Source organism: Corynebacterium timonense, from assembly GCF_900105305.1.
Classification (GTDB): Bacteria; Actinomycetota; Actinomycetes; order Mycobacteriales; family Mycobacteriaceae; genus Corynebacterium; species Corynebacterium timonense.
The window spans coordinates 854,607-872,623 of sequence record NZ_LT629765.1 but is presented as its reverse complement, the minus strand read 5'-3'; the positions used below and the strand labels follow the sequence as shown (position 1 = coordinate 872,623).

Sequence of the window (18,017 nt, the reverse complement as noted above, 5' to 3'; positions counted from 1 at the left end):
TCACGAGCGGTGAGGAGCACCACACTCGGGGCTCCCCACCCCCCGACCGCGATACCGCCTGAGAAGAAGGACAAACCATGACGCTACGACTTTTCACGTCGGAAGCGGTGACCGACGGCCGCCCCGACAAGATTTGCGACCAGATCAGCGACAACATCCTTGACACACTCATCACTCAAGACGCCCACTCCCGCACCGCCGTGGAAACGCTCGTCACTACCGGTTTGGTCCATGTCGCCCGGGAAATCCGCACCAGCGGATACGCCGACATCGCCGCCATCGCCCGCCGCGTCATCAACGGCATCGGCTATACCTCCAGCGAGATGGGTTTCGACGGCGACCCCTGTGGCGTGACCGTGTCGATCGGGGAACAGTCTCCCGAGATCGGCGACGGCGTCAGCAGCTCCGAAGAATCCCGCAACGGCACGGCCTCCCATCTCCACGACCAGCAGGGTGCAGGAGACCATGGCCTCATGTTCGGCTACGCCACGAACGAGACCCCCGAGCTGATGCCTCTAGCGATCCGGACTGCCCACCGATTGGCCGAGCGTCTCACGACAGCGCCAAAGTCAGGCCAGTTGCCGTTCCTGCGACCTGACGGCAAGACCCAGGTCACGCTCGGCTACGACAGGGCTACGCCCCGCGCCGTCGACACCGTCGTCGTCTCCACCCAACATCACCCCGACATGACGCAGGACCAGCTTCGTGACGCTCTCGACGATGCCGTCATCCGCCCCGTCGTCGAGGAGACCGGGCTGGACCTCTCGGGCATGAAATTGCTTGTGAATCCCTCCGGCAGCTTCGTCATGGGTGGCCCGAAGGCCGACGCAGGGTTGACCGGACGCAAGATCATCATCGACACCTACGGGGGCGCAGCACGGCACGGCGGCGGCGCCTTCAGCGGGAAGGACCCGTCCAAGGTCGACCGGTCCGCAGCATACGCGATGCGATGGGTGGCGAAGAACATCGTCGCCGCAGACCTCGCCGAACGCGCCGAGGTCCAGGTCGCCTACGCCATCGGCAAAGCCAACCCCGTCGGCCTCTACGTCGAAATGTTCGGGACCGGCACCGTCGAGGACCAGGCGATCGCGCGTGCTGTCCGGGAGGTCTTCGACCTACGCCCCGGAGCCATCATCCGCGATCTTGAGTTGCTGCGCCCGATCTACGCCCAGACCTCCGCCTACGGGCACTTCGGCCGGGAGCTTCCCGAGTTCACCTGGGAGCGCACCGACCGCGCCGACGACCTGCGCATCGCCGTCCTGTAGGCGAACGACCACCGAAGGAGATGTCATGAAGCGATTCGACGGACGCACCGTCGTCATCACCGGCGCGAGGGAGGCATCGGCGCCGCCACCGCCCGCCGCCTGCGCTCACGCTTGCTGCTAGCACTATGGCTCAGCGCTGCGGCGGATCTTGGCCCGAAGACCCGTTTCGCGCATGAGGTGGAAGACGGGCTCGGGGTTGACCACTCGGCCCTGTTTCCGCAAGTCACCGCAGGATTCGCCGGTGGGCGTAGAGATGCTTGTCGCACTCGACGCTTTCCTGGATTGCTTCTTTAAGGGCAGCGTCCTAGTCCGGTTCGTGGAGCCGTTTCTCGTGGTAGGAGCATGTCGACTGGGGGCGTGCCCGCCGCGTCCACGCGGTCCTCCGGGCGGTGCCGCGACATGGGGATGGCGCTCGCCTGGCTATCTAGGCGCGTCCATGATTCTTCACGTCCCGCAACATTCTTGGGTACGCGTTTTCCGCTTCCCGGCGGCGCAGCGCCCCCCCTCCGTGAGCACCTTCGGTTTTCACGCGTCATCTCCACTTCTGCGCCCCGCGCGAGAGTCCGACCCTGCTCGCACTGATGCCGAATGAGAGAACCGTGCTCACAACGAAAAATGCTCCCCACTAGCCGGTACCCGATTCCTCAGTCCAGCGAATGGGGAGCGTTTCACCCTACGGGCCCACAACCTTCACGCTGTGAGTCCTACAGGGCGAAGGACTGCGCGACGTTCAGGCCAACGATGCAGATGACCCAAATGAGAGCGATGACCACCGTGTAGCGGTCCAAGTTCTTCTCCACGATGGTCGAACCGGACAGGTTGGACTGCACGCCGCCGCCGAAGAGGCTGGACAGGCCGCCGCCCTTGCCCTTGTGCAGAAGGACGAAAATGGTCATCAGGACCGACGCGATGACCAGGACGATCTCTAGGGCCAGAACCATGCGGTGCTTCTCTCCACTTTCCTTGGGAATGTAACCCCGCCTATCGTACACCACCGCGGTGGCGGGGCGCGTTAACGCACCGCGTTTGCCGCGGCGGCGGCCAAGCGTGCGAACTCCTGCCCGTCGAGCGAGGCCCCGCCGACAAGCCCGCCGTCGACGTCCGGCTGGGCGACGATCTCGCCGATCGTGTCGGTCTTCACCGAGCCCCCGTAGAGCACGCGCGCCTCGGACGCTACATCCTCGCCCGCTAGCTCGGCGATGAGGCCGCGGATGGCGTGGCACACTTCCTGGGCGTCCTCGGCGGAGGCGACCTTGCCGGTGCCGATCGCCCAGACGGGCTCGTAGGCGACGACGGTGCGCGACAGCTCCTCGGCACTCAGCCCGGCCAGCGACTCGCGCGTCTGCGACACCACGTAATCAACGTGGTCCCCGGCGTCGCGCACGTCGAGGGGCTCGCCGACGCACACGATCGGGCTGATGCCGTGATCCAGCGCCTTTTTCGCCTTCGCTGCGACGAGCTTATTGTCCTCGGCATGGTGCTCGCGGCGCTCCGAGTGCCCCACGACGACCCACCGGCACCCCAGTTTCTCCAGCATCGCCGCCGAGATCTCGCCGGTGTACGCGCCGTTATTGTGCGCGGAGACGTCCTGGGCGCCGAAGGTGAACTGCAGCTTGTCGCCCTCGACAAGGGATTGCACCGAACGCAGGTCAGTGAACGGCACGAGCAGCGCGATGTCGACGCTTTCGTAGCCCTCCTTCGGGAAGGCAAAGGCGAGGCGCTGGGCCGTCGCGATGGCTTCCAAGTGGTCGTGGTTCATCTTCCAGTTGCCGGCGATCAGCGGCGTACGGCTCATGGCTCTACCTTTCTTCCCTACTCGCTGACGACAGAGACACCGGGCAGGTCCTTGCCCTCGATGAGCTCGAGGGAGGCGCCGCCGCCGGTGGAGATGTGGCTGAAGCCCTCCTCGTCGAGGCCGAGGATGCGCACGGAGGCGGCGGAGTCTCCGCCTCCGACGACGGTGAAGGAGCTGTTGTCGCGCGTCGCGGCGATCATGGCCTCGGCGACGGCCTTCGTGCCGTCCGCAAACGCGGGGAACTCGAAAACACCCATCGGCCCGTTCCAGAACACGGTGCGAGAATCCGCGATCGCGGCGGCGTAGTTCCGCGCCGTCTCCGGCCCGATGTCGAGGGCCATCCACCCCTCCGGAATGTCGTCGAGGCCGACGATCTTCTTCTCGGCGTTCTTGTCAAACTCTGGGGCGGCCGCGACATCGACGGGCAGAATGAGCTTGTCCCCGTAGCGCTCCAAAAGGTCAGAGCAGGTATCCACCATGTCGTCCTGCAGCAGCGAGTTCTGCACGTTGTGGCCGCGGGCGGCAAGAAAGGTGTAGCACATGCCGCCGCCGATAATGACCTTGTCCGCCTTTGCCGCCAGCGCTTCGATGACGCCAAGCTTGTCGGAAACCTTGGAACCGCCGAGCACCACGACGTAGGGGTGGGCGGGCTCGTTCTTGACGCTGCCGAGCGCCTCGACCTCCTTTTCTACGAGGTAGCCAGCGTAGGAGGGCAACTCCTGGGCAACGTCGTAGACGGAGGCCTGCTTGCGGTGGACCACGCCGAAGCCGTCGGAGACGAAGGCTCCATCGTCGGCGGCCAGGGCGGCCAGCTCGCGGGCAAACTCAGCGCGCTCGGCGTCGTCCTTTGAGGTCTCCCGGGCGTCGAAACGCACGTTCTCGAGCAGAAGGATCTCCCCTTCCGTCAGGCCGTTAGCGCGTTCGTGCGCGTCCTCCCCGCTGACGTCGCCGGCGAGCGCGACGAACTGTCCCAGCCGCTCGGAGAGGGCCTCGGCGACGGGGCGGAGGGAGAACTCGGGCTTCACCTCGCCCTTCGGCCTGCCAAGGTGGGCCATGACGACGACCTTCGCGCCGCCGTCGAGAAGCGCCTTCAGCGTTGGCAGCGAGGCGTCGATGCGCCCCGCGTCTGTGATGGAGCCCTCCTCGTCGAGGGGGACGTTGAAGTCCGAGCGCACCAGAATGTGGCGGCCGTCAACGCCGTCGTCGAGAAGGTGCTGGAGGGTCTTCAGGGCCATGTTGGATCTCCTTGGCAGGTGAGGGGGTGAAATGGGGGCGGGTGACGGGGCTCTGGCTAGCGCAGCTTGTCCGCGACGACCTTGGCCATGCGGATGTACTGGGAGGTGTAGCTCCACTCGTTGTCGTACCAGGAGACGACCTTGAGCAGCGTGCCGTCGATGACCTTGGTCATGCCAGCGTCAAAGATGGCGCCGGCGGACGCGCCGATGATGTCGGACGAGACGATCGGGTCCTCGGTGTAGCGCAGCGCCTGGCCGAACTTCGGGTCGGCGGCCGCCTGCTTCAGCGCGGCGTTGACCTCCTCCGCCGTCGTCGACTTCTCCACTAGGACGGTCAGGTCCGTGGCGGAGCCAGTGATGGTGGGCACGCGCATGGCGAAGCCGTCGAGCTTGCCCTGCAGGTTCGGCAGCACGAGGCCCACCGCTTTCGCGGCGCCCGTGGTGGTGGGGACGATGTTCTGCGCAGCTGCGCGGGCGCGGCGCAGGTCCTTGTGCGGCGCGTCCTGGAGGCGCTGGTCGCCGGTGTAGGCGTGGATCGTGGTCATGAGGCCGTCGCGGATCCCGAAGTTGTCGTCGATGACCTTCGCCACCGGCGCGAGCGAGTTGGTCGTACACGACGCGGCGGAGATGATGGTCTGCTCGCCGGTGTACTCGTCGTCGTTGACGCCCCACACGTAGGTGCCGTCGACGTCCTTGCCGGGCGCGGAGATGATGACCTTCGTCGCGCCCGCGTCGAGGTGCGCCTTCGCGTCGGGGCCGCTGCGGAACTTCCCGGTGCACTCGAGCACGATGTCCACCCCAGCGTCGCCCCAGGCCAGCTTGGCCGGGTCGGTCTCGGAGGACACCTCGATGCGGGTGCCGTCGATGGTGATGGAGTTGTCGTCGTGCTCGACCTCGCGGCCAAGCGGGCCATAGGCCGTGTCGTACTTGGTCAGGTGGGCGAGGGTCTCGATGTCCGTCAGGTCGTTGATCTTTACTACCTCGAGCACGCCCTGGTATTCGCTGAGGATCACGCGCAGGCTCGCGCGCCCGATTCGTCCGAAGCCATTGATTCCGATGCGAGTAGTCACGTCGTCTCCTTCACGGGGATGTTTGCGGGTGTCACGATTGAGGAACCGCAGCGCTAACCGGTCCGTCGCTGCCGAGTGTAGCGACGCGACCCCGGCCCCGCAGGGCCCCTACTGCTCGGTGCCGACGTCGCCGTGGGTGTCGGCGATACCGAGCTCCTCGGCCCGTTTATCCGCCAGCGACAGCAGGCGGCGGATGCGCCCGGCGACGGCGTCCTTCGTCATGGGCGGGTCTGCGAGCCTGCCCAATTCTTCGAGGGAGGCGTGGCGGTGCTCCGCGCGCAGGTAGCCGGCCTCGGCAAGGTGCTCGGGAACGTCATCGCCGAGGATGTCCATTGCCCGCTCCACCCGCACGGCAGCTGCGGCCGCGGCCTGGGCGGAGCGGCGCGTGTTCGCGTCGTCGAACGTTGCCAGCCGCCGCCCCGTGGTCGCCTGGAGCTGCTTCGTGTGACGCTTCTCATCCCACAGGATGCGTGAGCGCGGGGCCCCCATGCGGCTGAGCAGGACGCCGATGGCCTCGCTGTCGCGCACGTGCACCCGCTCAACGCCGCGGGACTCCTTGGTCTTCGCCGCCACCGACAGGCGCCTCGCCAGCCCGACGAGCGCCATGGCTGCCTCCTGGCAGGGGCTGGCCACCTCTAGGGCTGCGCTGCGGCCGGGCTCCGTCAAAGTGCCGCGGGCGAGGAAAGCGCCGCGCCACGCGGCCTCCACCTCGAGCATCGAGCCGGAAATGATCTGCCGGGGCATGCCCACCACGGGGTGGCCCGATGCCGTGACCAGCCGCAGCCGACGGACGGCCTCCTTGACGTCGCGCTCCACGCGCACGTGGTAGGACTTCTCCCGCCCGGCGGAGCCATGCCGTGATGCGCCGACGCGCACTCCCCCGATGCCGAGCGCCCCGAGGGAATCGGCGAGGCGCTGCGCCACGGCGAGCTCGGCGAACTCCGCGACGATAACGGGGCCAAACGCTGTGGTGTCGTACTCCCCCGCGAAACGCACGAGAGCTGCAGCTTCGGCGGCTGTGGCGTCGAGCGACGACACGGACACGTGCAGAAGCTCATCTTTCACCTTCGCGGTCAGAGACATCCGCACCACCGCCTTCGTTGTCCTGTGAGGTCCCGTAACACCGCGCTCAGTTTAGCGCTCACCGTAGAGGTCGAGGAGGGCAGCCGCCAGTTTGACGGGGTCGTGCCTGTTCACGACGCCGTCGGTCGCCTCCGCATGCACGTCGCGGTACGCGATGGTGGCGCCCACGGCCTCCGCCGTGCGCTGCAGGTGTAGGCGCTCGCCCTCCGTCGGGCTGATGTGGTTGTCGGCGAGGAAGCAGTCCACCTTGAGCGAGGGCGCGTGCTGCGAGAAGACGTGGATGTGGCGCTCGGTGGTAAAACCTTGGGTTTCGCCGGCTTCGGGCGTGAGGTTGAGCAGCACGACGACCTTGGCGTGGGTCTCGTTGAGCGCCTCGACGACGTCGGGCACGAGCAGGTGTGGGATCACCGAGGAAAACCAGGAGCCCGGCCCGATGGTGACGACGTCAGCGCGGTGGATCGCCTCGATCACCAGCGGGTTCACCGGAGGATTGCCGGGCAGCAGGCGCACGCGGCGGACGATCCCCGGAGTGGTGGCTACCGCGACCTGGCCGCGGACGGAGCGGATGACCCTGGGGTCGTCGTCAAGCCCGGCGACGTCCGCTTCGATGTCGAGCGGCTCGTTGCAGACCGGCAGCACGCGGCCTGCGGAGCGCGTCCACTCGGAAATGGTGTCCAAGGCCGCTTGAATGCTCCCCAGGCGCTCCGTCAGCCCCGCAATCACCAGGTTGCCCAGCGCGTGCCCGGCCATCGCACCGTTGCCACCGAAGCGGTGTTGGAGCGTGTCTCGCCACAGCCGCCCCGCCTCATCGTCGTGCGCGAGCGCGGCGAGCGCCATACGCAGATCGCCGGGCGGGATGATGCCCATCTCGCGGCGCAGGCGCCCGGAGGAGCCCCCGTCGTCCGCGACGGTGACAACCGCGTTGATGGTGTCGGCGTGAGCCTCGCGGGCGGCCAGCAGTGTCTGGTAGAGACCGTGGCCGCCACCGAGGCAGGTAAAAGATAGTGAACTCATAATGTGCCTGAGAATTATCGTGGTGGTTTAGGAGCGCTCGAGGTCGCGGTGTAGCACGCTGATCTCGACGGTGTCCGTCTCGCGCAGCTTGGCAGCGACGGCCTCCGAGATGGCCACCGAACGGTGGTGGCCCCCGGTGCAGCCGATACCGACGGTGATGAAGTCCTTGCCCTCGTGGCGGTAGCCGCCCAGCATGGAGACCAGCAGCGCGGCTACGTTGTCCACGAACTCGGTCGCGCCCGGTTGCGCAAGCACGTACTCCGCGACCGGCGCGTCGACGCCGCGGAAGTCCCGCAGTTCCTGGACCCAGTACGGGTTCGGCAGAAAGCGCACGTCGAGGACGATGTCGGCGTCGCGCGGCGAGCCGTGCTTAAAGCCGAAGGACTCCACCGTCACGTGCTGCCGGTCGCCGGGCAGCTGGCCTACCGACGCCTCCACGGCGCGCCGCAGGTCATGCACGGACAGGTTCGACGTGTCGATGATGACGTCGGCCGCCTCGCGCACCTGGGCAAGCTCCTCGCGCTCGCGCCGGATCCCCGCCTGCAGCGTCTCGTCGCCCTGAAGGGGGTGGGTGCGCCGGACGCTGTCGAAGCGGCGAATCAGGACGTCGTCACGCGCCTCGAGGAAGAGCACGAAGGGGTCGGCGCCCGCCTCCCGGATCTGCTCCACCGTGCCGATCAGCGAGCCGTTGAACATGCGGGCCCGCACGTCGGTGACCACCGCGAGGCGCGTGACCGGGGAATCCTCCTCGCGGGCGAGCGCGATGAGCTCGAGGATCATCTGCGGGGGCAGGTTCTGGGCGACGAAGAATCCCTTGTCCTCGAACACCTTGGCCGCCGTGGACAGGCCTCCACCGGACATTCCTGTGATAATGACGGGGCGAATGACGGACACCATGCGGCTTATCCTAACCAAAGGGCCCCGAGACGACACTACGTCACCGCCGCGTCACTGCTCGTGCAGGTGCTCATAAATGGCGTCTGCGAGCTTCGGGCCGATGCCCTTGACCTGCTGGATATCCTCAGCGCTGGCCTCGCGGATCTTCTTCACGCTGCCGAAATGCTTGACCAGATCCGTGCGTCGGGCCTGGCCCAACCCCGGCACCCCGTCGAGAGCGGACGCGCGCATCCGCTTCGAGCGCTGCTGGCGGTGGTAGGTGATGGCGAAGCGGTGCGCCTCATCGCGGACCTGCTGTAGAAGGTACATGCCCTCGGAAGTGCGCGGCAGGATCACCGGCTCGTCGTCGCCGGGCACCCATACCTCCTCCAAGCGCTTGGCCAGGCCGATCAGGGCGACGTCGACGATGCCGAGCTCGTCGAAGACCGCCTGTGCCGCCGCGACCTGCGGCTTGCCCCCGTCAACAATGAACAGTTGCGGCGGGTAGGCGAAGCGGCGGGTGCCGGTGGTCTCCACGTCGGCGTCGTCGTCGAAGACGTCCTCGTCGGGGGTGACCAGTTTGTCCTCGTGGTAGCGCCGGAAGCGGCGCCGGGTCACCTCGGCGATCGAGCCGACGTCGTCGGAGCGCCCCTCCCCGGCCGCCTCGCGGATGCGGTAACGGCGGTAATCGCTCTTCTTCGGCAACCCATCCTCGAAGACCACCAAGGAGGCGACGACGTCCGTCCCCTGGATATGGGAGATGTCCGTGCACTCGATGCGCAGCGGCGCCTCTTCGAGGCCGAGCGCGTCCTGGATGTCCTGCAGCGCCTGCGAGCGCGCTGTGAGGTCGCCGACGCGCTTCAGCTTGTGCTGGTGCAGGGCCTCGGCGGCGTTGCGGTGCACCGTCTCCATGAGCGCCGCCTTGTCCCCGCGCTGCGGTACGCGGATATCGACGGGCCCGCCACGCAGCTCCGCGAGCAACTCCGCGACCTCCTCGGGCTCGTCGGGCATGACCTCCACGAGGATCTCCCGCGGCACCGGGACCGGCGGGCGAACGGCGGTGTGGGACTCCTGGTCGACTCCGCGACGGCGGATCTTGCTCTCCCGCAGCGCTCGGTCTTCCTCTTCCTCAATGCGGACCCGTTCGACCGCGTCGGAGTAGTACTGCACGAGGAAGTTCTGCATCAGGGTTGGCAGCGCAGGGTCCTCCTGGCCCTCCTCGAGGCGCTCTGCGCTGCCCGGCTCGTCGCCCGTCTTTTCCACGACCCAGCCGCGCTGGGCGCGCATGCGCCCGTCGCGGATGTTGAAGATTTGCACCGCGGCCTCGAGCTCGTCGGTATCGAAGGCGATGACGTCGGCGTCCGTGCCCGCGGCGAGCACCACCGTCTGGCGCTCCATGACTTTGTTGACGGCCCCGAGGTCGTCGCGAAGCCGCGCGGCCCTTTCGAACTCGAGGTTGTCCGCGGCCTCGTTCATGCGGCGGGTCAGCTCGCGCACCACCCCGTCCGTGCGCCCCGACATGAAGGCGAGGAAGCCGCGGACGGTTTCATCGTACTCGGCGTCGTCCACCCGCCCGACGCAGGGCGCCGAGCATTTATCGATGTAGCCGAGCAAGCACGGCCGCCCCAGCGCCTCGTGCCGCTTGAACACACCGTTCGAGCAGGTGCGGATGGGGAAAACGCGAGTGAGCAGGTCGAGGGTTTCGCGCACCGCCCAGGCGTGCGAGAAAGGCCCGAAGTACCGCACCCCCTTGCGCCGCGGCCCGCGGTAGAAAAAGGCGCGGGGAAAACGCTCGCCCACGCTCACCGCGAGCATGGGGTACGTCTTGTCGTCGCGGTACATGACGTTGAACCACGGGTCGAAGCGCTTGATCCACGTGTACTCGAGCTGGAGCGCCTCGACCTCCGAGGACACGACCGTCCATTCCACCGAGCCGGCCGTGAAGACCATCTGGCGGGTGCGCGGGTGCAGCTGGTGTGGCGGCTGGAAGTAGTTGCTCAGGCGCGCGCGCAGGTTCTTCGCCTTGCCCACGTAGATCACCCGGCCGTTCGGGTCGCGGAACTTATAGACGCCCGGCTCCGTCGGAATCGTTCCGGGGGCGGGGCGGTAGCTGTCAGGGTGTGGCACTGGCGCGCTAATCCTCCGGCATGTACTGGGCTTCGAGGCGGCGGAACTGCTTCACGGCGTCCAGCGCTTTCGTCCCGTCGCCGGCCTGGATCGCCCACAGGGGCACGTATTCGAACTCCGGCAGCTCCAGGCGCGCCATCCGCGCCCCGCGCGGGAAGGACAGGCCGTAGATGACCAGCCACGGGTAGAACCGGGTGCCGATGATGTTGCGCACCTCGACGCCGTCCTCGTTGGCGCGCACCCGCGGGCGGGTCAGCGCGAACCAGGACAGCACGCTGATGATCAGCCCGACCCCGGGGAACGCGACCTTGTCAATCTGCGTGATAGTCAACCCGGTGAACTCGACGTCGAGCACGAAGGCCATGAAGATATGCACAGCCATGACGACGATCACCCAGACGATGGCGATCTTGCGCAGGTAGGGCGAGGTGACCTCGAACTCCCAAGGCTTCGTTGACACCATCGCGTGCGGGTCGGCCGCGTTCAGGTACTCCAGCTCGCGGTCGCTTAGCCTGTTGCCCTCCGTCACGTCCTCTACTCTCCCCATCTCTTCCGCGCCTAGTCCGCACCTAGTCCGCGCGGCGCACGTTTGTGCCCGATAGTAGTCCCCCGCGGGGTTTTTCCTAAACCCGCGGCGCATGCGCGCGGACCCGGTTGAGCTCCACAACAGCGCTCAACGCAGCCTCGACGGCCTCGGCCCCCTTGTCTTCCTTCGTGTCCGGCCCTCCCGCGCGGTCCCAGGCCTGGTCCTCCTCGTCGACGGTGAGCACTCCGTTTCCGACGGGCGTCGACTCGTCCAGGGCGATGCGGGTCAGGCCCGCCGTCACCGAGTCACATACGTACGTGAAGTGAGCCGTCTCCCCGCGGATCACGCAGCCGAGCGCGACGACGGCATCGTAGCGCCGAGCGCACTCCTGAACCACGACCGGCAGCTCCAGCGCGCCCGCGACGAGGTACTGGTCGACCTTCGCGCCGAGTTCTCGCGCCCGCGCGACGGCCCGTGAGTTCAGCTGGGACACAATGCGCTCGTTCCAGCGGGTCGACACGATAGCGAGGGTGAGCCCCTCCGCCTTGATCTCATAGCCCTGCGGCGCTGCGTGGGTGGCCATCGGTGTGCTCCTTAGCGTTGGGGGTTGTCCGCACTATCGTGCCAGTGTTCCACAGCTGGCAGGTCGTGGCCCATTCGGTCGCGCTTGGTGCGCAGATACCGGATGTTGTCGTGGGACGGGGCGATCTCGATCCGGGTCCGCCCGCTGACCTGGGGGCCGAAGCCCGTCAGCGCCAGGACCTTGTCGGGGTTGTTCGACAGCACCTCGAAGGATTCGACGCCGAGGTCGGCGAGGATCTGTCCTGCCACGGAGTACTCCCTGGCGTCGATCGGCAAGCCCTGCTCCAGGTTGGCGTCGACGGTGTCCAAGCCCTCGTCCTGCAGCCGGTACGCTTCCAGCTTGGCCAGCAGGCCGATGCCGCGGCCTTCGTGGCCGCGCACATACACAATGACGCCGGCCCCGGCCTGCTGCACCCGGCGCATCGACTCGTGCAGCTGGGGACCGCAGTCGCAGCGGCGCGAGCCGAAGACATCGCCCGTCAAGCACTCTGAATGCACGCGGACGAGGAGGTCGCGCGCGCCCTCGATGTCGCCCTTGACCAAGGCGACGTGCTCGGTGCCGTCCACGGCGTTGCGGTAGCCGTAGGCGTCGAAGTCACCGTACTCGGTGGGCAAGTGCGTGACGACGGTGCGTTCGACGAGGCGCTCACGGTGGCGTCGATAGGCGATGAGCTGCTCAATCGAGATCATCGTCAGGCCGTGGGAATCGGCGAAGGCGCGCAACTCCGGGCCGCGCGCCATGTCCGTCGGGTCCTGCTCCGAGACGATCTCGCACAACGCGCCGACGGGCGCGCGGCCAGCGAGGCGCGCTAGGTCGACGGAGGCCTCGGTGTGCCCGTCGCGCGTGAGAACGCCGCCGCGGCGCGCCCGCAGCGGGACAACGTGCCCGGGGCGGGTGAAGTCCGCCGGGCCCCGGGCCGGGTCGGCGAGCCGAGTGATCGTCTCGCAGCGCGAGCGCGCGGAGATCCCTGTCGTGCCCGTGGCAGCGTCGACGGTGACGGTGTACGCGGTGCCGCGGGCGTCCTCGTTGCGGGCGACCATGGGCGGCAGCTGCAGTTCGTCGGCGCGGTCATCCTCCATGGCCACGCAGATGTAGCCGGAGGTGTAGCGCACCATAAAAGCGACGATCTCAGGGGTGGCCAGATCCGCGGCGAAAATGAGATCGCCCTCGTTCTCCCGGTCCTCGTTGTCGACGACAACTACGGCCTCGCCGCGGGCGATGGCCGCGATCGCGTCCTCAACCGGGTCTAACGAAATCGGATCTGTCATGGGTGCTTAGCTTAGTCCCCGACCATTTTCTCAACGTACTTGGCCACGATGTCCACCTCGAGGTTCACCGGGTCGCCCGTGGCAAGTTCGCCCGCCGTGGTCTCCTCGAGGGTCGTGGGAATGAGCGAGACCTCGAACCACGCTTCTCCCCCGGCCACTTCCCCGTCCCCTTCTCCGGCCCGGCCCACCCCGGAGACCGTCAGCGAGGTCCCGTTGAGGGCGATCGAACCCTTCTCCACCACGTAGCGCTCGAGCGCGGACGGCAGGCTGACGCGCAGCACCTCCCAGTACTCCGAAACGGTGCGGCTGAGCACCCGCGCGACCGCGTCGACGTGGCCCTGCACGATGTGGCCACCGAGGCGCGCACCCGCGGCGAGCGCCCGCTCGAGGTTGACGCGCGACCCGGGCCGGTACGTGCCCAGGCGCGAGCGCGTCAGCGTCTCCTGCATCACGTCCGCGCTGAACGCGCCGTCCTCGTTGTCCACCACGGTCAGGCACACCCCATCGACGCTGATGGAGTCACCGGGGCGCGCATCCCGCGTGACCAGCGGCGCAGCGACGACGAGCCGCACGGAGTCGCCGAGCTCCTCCACGGCCCTGACGGCCCCAATCTCTTCGACCAATCCCGTAAACATCTACCTCTCCATTTCCATCAGTACGTCGTGCCCCAGCTGGTACAGCCCGCTCAGCTGGAACCGCGGGGCGCGCGCGAGGGTCGGGGCCAGAGCGCGCGTGACGACGCCCCTCCCCCCGCCCAGGAGCATCGGAGCCAGGTACGCCTGCACCCGATCCACAACCCCGATCTCGAACATGCTGCTGAGCAGGCCGGCGCCGCCCTCGACGAGGACGTCGCGCGCCCCGGTGTCCCACAGCGCCTGCATCGCCTCCCGCGGGCTGGCGTAGCGCTCGAAGCCGAGGCGCGTCAGGTTTCCCTCGGGCACCTCGCGCGTGCCCACGACCACCCGTCGCGGCTGGCGCCGCATGAGTGAGCCGTCGGGGTGGCGCGCGGTGAGCGAGGGGTTGTCCGCCAACACCGTGCCGGTGCCGACGAGGATGGCGTCGCGCAGCGCCCGGTCCTCGTGCACGCGCCGGCGGGCCTCGGCCCCGGTGATCCATTGGCTCGTCCCGTCGGGCGCGGCGGTGAAACCGTCGGTGGTGGCGGCGAACTTCGCGGTCACGGACACACGGCCGCGCCGCACGCTGGTGAGCCACGGCTGGAGCGCGTCGACACGCGTGGGCACGTGCTCGACCTCGACGCCGCTGCGGCGCAGGTAATCGGCGCCGCCGGAGGCCTCCGGGTTCGGGTCAGCGGTGAGGTAGACCACGCGTGCGACACCGGCGTTGACGAGCGCGTCGGTGCACGGCCCCGTGCGGCCGGTGTGGTTGCACGGTTCGAGGGTGACCACGGCGCTCGCGCCGCGCGCCCGCCCGCCTGCGCGCCGCAAGGCGTGGATCTCGGCGTGGGGCCCTCCCGCCGGGGAGGTGCCCCCGGTGGCGATAATCTCTCCGTCGGGGGCGACGAGGGCGCAGCCGACGGGCGGGTTGGGCGAGGTCGTGCCGCGCACCTGCTCGCCCGCGCGCAGCGCGGCCTCCAGTCCGGGGATCACGGCTCGCCGACCCGCCCCACAGTGGCCCGCGCCTCGGTGGCCAGGCGGCGCAGGTTCTCCACGGCCTCGGCCGGGCTGTCCGCGCCGAAGACCGCGGAGCCGGCGACGAAGGCGTCCACACCGGCTGCGGCGGCCTGCGCGATCGTGGCGGCGCCGATGCCCCCGTCGATGCCGATGAGGGTGTCCAGGCCCCGCTCGTCGATGTGCTGCCGCAGAGTCAGCACCTTGCCCAGGACCTCCGGCATGAATTTCTGGCCACCGAAGCCGGGCTCGACGCTCATCACCATGACCTCCGCGAAATTGTCCAACCCGTCGAGGTAGGGCTCGAGCGGGGTGCCCGGTTTGAGCGCGAACCCGGCCTGCACACCCAGCTCGCGGATCTGCCGCGCGGCAGCGAGATGGTCGGCGGTCGCCTCGACGTGGAAGACCAGCCGGTCGCCGCCTGCGGCGGCGTACGTCTCAAACCACCGCTCCGGCTGCTCGATCATGAGGTGCATGTCCAGAAACTGCTCGGTCACGCCGTCGACGGCCCGGGTCACGTCCGGGCCGAAGGACAAGTTCGGCACGAAATGCCCGTCCATGATGTCCACGTGGAGAAGATCGGCGCCGGCGACTTTGCGCACGTCGTCTCCGAGGGCGGCGTAGTCCGCGGCAAGGATCGAGGGGGCAATGTAGATCATGGGTTCTACCCTATCTTTCGCAGCACGGAGAAAAACATCGCGTCGGTGCCGTGGCGGTGCGGCCACATCTGCACGCTCGGGCCCGGGCCGACGTTGCCCATCCCCGGCACGAACACGCGGGCGTCGAGCTCCTCGACGCCCCCCGCGGCCAGGGCGCGATCAACCACCGCTCGGGTCTCCCGCGCATCCGGAGAACAGGTGGAGTAGACCACCACGCCGCCCGGCCTCGCCAGCCCGATCGCTGAGGTGAGCAGCTCAAACTGGAGGGCGGTCAGATCGGCGATGTCGGCCTCGGTCTTGGTCCACCGCGCCTCGGGGCGACGCCGCAGGGCGCCGAGGCCGGAGCAGGGGGCGTCGACAAGCACCCTGTCGTAGCCCTGCTCTGGCGCCTCCTCGAGGCCCGGGTCTCGGCCGTCGGCGACGTGCACGCGCACGGGGAGGTCATCGACGGCCGAGCGGATGAGCTTCGCGCGGTGCTCGCTGACCTCGACCGCGTCGACCCGGGCACCCTCGATCTGCGCAAGCGCGCCGATCAGCGCCGCCTTGCCGCCGGGGCCCGCGCACAGGTCGAGCCAGCGCCCGGCGTCACCCTCGACGGGGACGGTCGCCACGGCACGAGCGATGAGCTGCGAGCCCTCGTCCTGGACCGCGGCGAGGCGCGCGCGCACTGGCTCGAGCTTGCCGGGATCGCCCTCCGGCAGGTACACGGCGTACGGGGAGTACGTGCCTTCCTCGCCGCCCGTCACCAGCGCGAGCTCCTCGGCCGACATCTCGCCGGGCCGCGCCACCAGGTGCACGATGGGGCGCGCGCTGTCCGCCTCGAGCGCCGCGGGCAGCTCGTCGTCCGGGAGCACCTCGGCGAAGGAGCGGGCAATCCACTCCGGGTGCGCGGTACGAAACGCGAGGGCGGCGAGCTCGCCCTCCGGGGTGAGCGTGGTCATCCACTCCTCGGCCGGTGTCCGCGCGATCGTGCGCAGCACGCCGTTGGTAAAGCCTTTTGCCTTGACCTGCCCCGAGGCCTCCACGAGCCGCACGGAGGTATCCACCGCCGCGTGCTGCTCGACGCGCATGTACAACAGCTGGTAGGCGCCGAGGCGCAGGGCGGCCAGAACCTCCGGGCTAATCTCGCCGATGGGCCGCGAGGAGCACTCCCCGATGACGGCGTCGACGACGCCGAGAGCGCGCAGCGTGCCGTAGGTCAGCTCGGTGGCGAAGGCCGCGTCGCGCCCGCCGACCTTCCGCTCTCGCAGCAGGGCGGGCAGCGTGAGGTTGGCGTAGGCGCCGTCAACCGCTACGCGGCGCACCACCTCCCAGGCGGTTTCTCGGGCCGGGTCGCCTATCGACGCCCCCACGGGCGCCGCCCGCTTCCCCTCCACGCGCCCGCCCTTCGGCTGCCTACGCCCCGCAGAGCGCGAACGAAACCCTCCGCTCACTCGAACACCACTCCCGTCTCCACCACATCAGCGTTGAGCCCGCGAGCCCACGCCGCGGCCTCCATCATCTTCTTTCCCGGCGGCTGGATGAGCCCCAGCCGCACCTCCGTCGTCGCGGTGCCCACGTAGACGGCGTTTTTCTCCCGGCGCACCTCGCCGGGGTCAAGGCCGGCTCCTTCGGTGAGCTCGACGGGCCCCAACTTCAGGCGCGTCTGCCCCCACGTCGTCCATGCCCCCGGCACCGGGGTGTGGGCACGGATTCGGCGGTCGATGACCTCGGCGGGCTGCGTCCACTCCACACGGGCGTCCGCCTGGTGAATCTTTCCGGCGTACGTCCCCTCGTCTGGCTGCACGGTGGGCTGGACGGCGCCGTGATCCAGGGCGGTCATGGTATCCACGAGGAGGTCGCCGCCGACCTCGGCGAGGCGGGCGAGAACGTCATCGGCCGTGTCCCGCGGGCCGATCTCCGCGGTGACGGTTCCCAAGATGTCGCCGGTGTCGAGGCCGGCGTCGATGCGGAAGGTGGTCGCGCCCGTCGTGGCGTCGCCGTGTGCGATGGCCGCCTGCACGGGCGACGCGCCACGCCACGCGGGCAGCAGCGAAAAGTGCAGGTTCACCCAGCCGTGGGTGGGCAGCGCGAGCAGATCCTCGGGCACAAGGTTGCCGTAGGCCACGACCGGTATCGCCTCCGGGGCGAGCTCCTCCAGCCGGCGGCGGGTGGCGTCATCGCGCAGCGTATCCGGCGTGAGCACTTCAATGCTGTGCTCGAGGGCGAGCTCCTTCACTGGAGAGGGGCGCACGCTCCGCCCTCGGCCGCGCCGCGCGTCAGGGCGGGTGAGCACCGCGACGACCTCGTGGTCCGAGCGGATCAGCTTCTCCAACGACACGACCGCGGGTTCGGGCGTGCCGGCAAACACTAGGCGCATCTACTTCTCCTTAAACCAGTCCGCGCCGCGGATGAGCGCCATCGCCTCCGCGCGCACCGCCGGGTCCATCCGGCGCATGAACATCACCCCGTCGAGGTGGTCTGTCTCGTGCTGAATACAGCGCGCAAGCAGCCCCGTCGCCCGCAAGGCCAGCGGGCGCCCGTCGACGTCGCGGCCCGCGGCCACGACGTCGTTGTAGCGCTCCACCGGGCCCGCCACCCCCGGCACGGACAGGCAGCCTTCGCGGCCCACCTGCCGCGCGGTTCCCACCGGGCGCCATACCGGGTTGACCAAGTGGCCGCGCATTCCCTGGCAATCGAAGACGAAAACGCGGCGGGTCACGCCAATCTGGTTCGCCGCGAGCCCAACGCCGCCAGCATGGTCCATGGTCTCCAGCATGTCCGCGACCAGCCGCCGGATCGGCTGCCCGAAGGCCTCCACCGGCTGCGCCGTCGCGCTGAGCACTGGGTCTCCCAACACCCTGATCTCGCGCACTGCCATGCTGGCCGATTCTACGTGAGCGTCCCGT

General features: G+C 68.7%; 18 protein-coding genes. 1 reads left to right on the top strand and 17 read right to left on the bottom strand.

The window, feature by feature from the left end; genetic code table 11:
- The first annotated feature begins 77 nt into the window (after window positions 1-77).
- Window positions 78-1,265 carry a methionine adenosyltransferase gene (gene metK, locus BLT81_RS04225; protein WP_019194582.1) on the top strand — a complete coding sequence of 396 codons (1,188 nt, stop codon included), beginning with the start codon at window positions 78-80 and terminating at the stop codon, window positions 1,263-1,265.
- Window positions 1,266-1,969: 704 nt separating this feature from the next.
- Here metK and secG read toward each other — a convergent pair.
- The 17 genes from secG to def all read right to left on the bottom strand — a co-directional run bounded on the left by secG (window position 1,970) and on the right by def (window position 17,989).
- A complete protein-coding gene (secG, locus tag BLT81_RS04220; protein WP_019194581.1) occupies window positions 1,970-2,206 on the bottom strand; it encodes a preprotein translocase subunit SecG in 237 nt (78 codons plus the stop codon).
- Window positions 2,207-2,277: 71 nt separating this feature from the next.
- Window positions 2,278-3,060: a triose-phosphate isomerase gene (gene tpiA, locus BLT81_RS04215; protein ID WP_019194580.1), complete on the bottom strand. Its 783-nt coding sequence runs from the start codon at window positions 3,058-3,060 to the stop codon at window positions 2,278-2,280.
- A 17-nt stretch (window positions 3,061-3,077) separates the two neighbouring features.
- Entirely contained in the window at window positions 3,078-4,295 is a 1,218-nt protein-coding gene (locus tag BLT81_RS04210; protein ID WP_019194579.1) for a phosphoglycerate kinase, read from the bottom strand.
- A gap of 56 nt (window positions 4,296-4,351) precedes the next feature.
- Complete coding sequence (gene gap, locus BLT81_RS04205; protein ID WP_019194578.1) at window positions 4,352-5,365, bottom strand: type I glyceraldehyde-3-phosphate dehydrogenase; 1,014 nt, start codon at window positions 5,363-5,365, stop codon at window positions 4,352-4,354.
- Between the two features lie 108 nt (window positions 5,366-5,473).
- Window positions 5,474-6,448, bottom strand: coding sequence for a DNA-binding protein WhiA (whiA, locus tag BLT81_RS04200; RefSeq protein ID WP_019194577.1), 975 nt, complete (start codon window positions 6,446-6,448; stop codon window positions 5,474-5,476).
- A 51-nt stretch (window positions 6,449-6,499) separates the two neighbouring features.
- The gene (locus BLT81_RS04195) at window positions 6,500-7,462 is read right to left on the bottom strand and encodes a gluconeogenesis factor YvcK family protein (RefSeq protein ID WP_019194576.1); all 963 of its coding nucleotides are present in this window, start codon (window positions 7,460-7,462) and stop codon (window positions 6,500-6,502) included.
- Window positions 7,463-7,489: 27 nt separating this feature from the next.
- Entirely contained in the window at window positions 7,490-8,359 is an 870-nt protein-coding gene (gene rapZ / locus BLT81_RS04190; protein WP_019194575.1) for an RNase adapter RapZ, read from the bottom strand.
- A gap of 51 nt (window positions 8,360-8,410) precedes the next feature.
- Complete coding sequence (gene uvrC, locus BLT81_RS04185; RefSeq protein WP_019194574.1) at window positions 8,411-10,465, bottom strand: excinuclease ABC subunit UvrC; 2,055 nt, start codon at window positions 10,463-10,465, stop codon at window positions 8,411-8,413.
- A 7-nt stretch (window positions 10,466-10,472) separates the two neighbouring features.
- Complete coding sequence (locus BLT81_RS04180; RefSeq protein ID WP_040421568.1) at window positions 10,473-11,012, bottom strand: PH domain-containing protein; 540 nt, start codon at window positions 11,010-11,012, stop codon at window positions 10,473-10,475.
- A 76-nt stretch (window positions 11,013-11,088) separates the two neighbouring features.
- Window positions 11,089-11,574, bottom strand: a complete 486-nt coding sequence (gene ribH / locus BLT81_RS04175) for a 6,7-dimethyl-8-ribityllumazine synthase (protein WP_019194572.1) — start codon at window positions 11,572-11,574, stop codon at window positions 11,089-11,091.
- A gap of 11 nt (window positions 11,575-11,585) precedes the next feature.
- Window positions 11,586-12,842, bottom strand: coding sequence for a bifunctional 3,4-dihydroxy-2-butanone-4-phosphate synthase/GTP cyclohydrolase II (locus BLT81_RS04170; protein WP_019194571.1), 1,257 nt, complete (start codon window positions 12,840-12,842; stop codon window positions 11,586-11,588).
- A gap of 11 nt (window positions 12,843-12,853) precedes the next feature.
- Window positions 12,854-13,477 (bottom strand): riboflavin synthase, encoded by a 624-nt coding sequence (locus tag BLT81_RS04165; protein WP_019194570.1) that lies wholly within the window; start codon window positions 13,475-13,477, stop codon window positions 12,854-12,856.
- On the bottom strand, window positions 13,478-14,446 hold the full coding sequence (gene ribD / locus BLT81_RS04160) for a bifunctional diaminohydroxyphosphoribosylaminopyrimidine deaminase/5-amino-6-(5-phosphoribosylamino)uracil reductase RibD (protein WP_155860861.1): 969 nt from the start codon (window positions 14,444-14,446) through the stop codon (window positions 13,478-13,480).
- Complete coding sequence (gene rpe, locus BLT81_RS04155; RefSeq protein WP_019194568.1) at window positions 14,446-15,129, bottom strand: ribulose-phosphate 3-epimerase; 684 nt, start codon at window positions 15,127-15,129, stop codon at window positions 14,446-14,448. The genes ribD and rpe overlap by 1 nt, the downstream gene beginning before the upstream one ends.
- A 5-nt stretch (window positions 15,130-15,134) precedes the next feature.
- Window positions 15,135-16,562, bottom strand: a complete 1,428-nt coding sequence (locus BLT81_RS04150; RefSeq protein WP_040421566.1) for an RsmB/NOP family class I SAM-dependent RNA methyltransferase — start codon at window positions 16,560-16,562, stop codon at window positions 15,135-15,137.
- On the bottom strand, window positions 16,559-17,488 hold the full coding sequence (fmt, locus tag BLT81_RS04145) for a methionyl-tRNA formyltransferase (protein WP_019194566.1): 930 nt from the start codon (window positions 17,486-17,488) through the stop codon (window positions 16,559-16,561). Before fmt ends, BLT81_RS04150 begins: the two co-directional genes overlap by 4 nt.
- Complete coding sequence (gene def, locus BLT81_RS04140) at window positions 17,489-17,989, bottom strand: peptide deformylase (RefSeq protein WP_040421564.1); 501 nt, start codon at window positions 17,987-17,989, stop codon at window positions 17,489-17,491.
- Window positions 17,990-18,017 lie beyond the last annotated feature (28 nt).

Bases quoted from the DNA above. Each gene is read 5' to 3' on its own strand.
- ribH (WP_019194572.1), bottom strand. From the start codon at position 11,574: ATGGCCACCCACGCAGCGCCGCAGGGCTATGAGATCAAGGCGGAGGGG.
- tpiA (WP_019194580.1), bottom strand. From the start codon at position 3,060: ATGAGCCGTACGCCGCTGATCGCCGGCAACTGGAAGATGAACCACGAC.
- BLT81_RS04195 (WP_019194576.1), bottom strand. From the start codon at position 7,462: ATGAGTTCACTATCTTTTACCTGCCTCGGTGGCGGCCACGGTCTCTAC.
- def (WP_040421564.1), bottom strand. From the start codon at position 17,989: ATGGCAGTGCGCGAGATCAGGGTGTTGGGAGACCCAGTGCTCAGCGCG.
- BLT81_RS04170 (WP_019194571.1), bottom strand. From the start codon at position 12,842: ATGACAGATCCGATTTCGTTAGACCCGGTTGAGGACGCGATCGCGGCC.
- rapZ (WP_019194575.1), bottom strand. From the start codon at position 8,359: ATGGTGTCCGTCATTCGCCCCGTCATTATCACAGGAATGTCCGGTGGA.
- BLT81_RS04165 (WP_019194570.1), bottom strand. From the start codon at position 13,477: ATGTTTACGGGATTGGTCGAAGAGATTGGGGCCGTCAGGGCCGTGGAG.
- metK (WP_019194582.1), top strand. From the start codon at position 78: ATGACGCTACGACTTTTCACGTCGGAAGCGGTGACCGACGGCCGCCCC.
- rpe (WP_019194568.1), bottom strand. From the start codon at position 15,129: ATGATCTACATTGCCCCCTCGATCCTTGCCGCGGACTACGCCGCCCTC.
- secG (WP_019194581.1), bottom strand. From the start codon at position 2,206: ATGGTTCTGGCCCTAGAGATCGTCCTGGTCATCGCGTCGGTCCTGATG.
- whiA (WP_019194577.1), bottom strand. From the start codon at position 6,448: ATGTCTCTGACCGCGAAGGTGAAAGATGAGCTTCTGCACGTGTCCGTG.
- BLT81_RS04210 (WP_019194579.1), bottom strand. From the start codon at position 4,295: ATGGCCCTGAAGACCCTCCAGCACCTTCTCGACGACGGCGTTGACGGC.
- BLT81_RS04180 (WP_040421568.1), bottom strand. From the start codon at position 11,012: ATGGGGAGAGTAGAGGACGTGACGGAGGGCAACAGGCTAAGCGACCGC.
- fmt (WP_019194566.1), bottom strand. From the start codon at position 17,488: ATGCGCCTAGTGTTTGCCGGCACGCCCGAACCCGCGGTCGTGTCGTTG.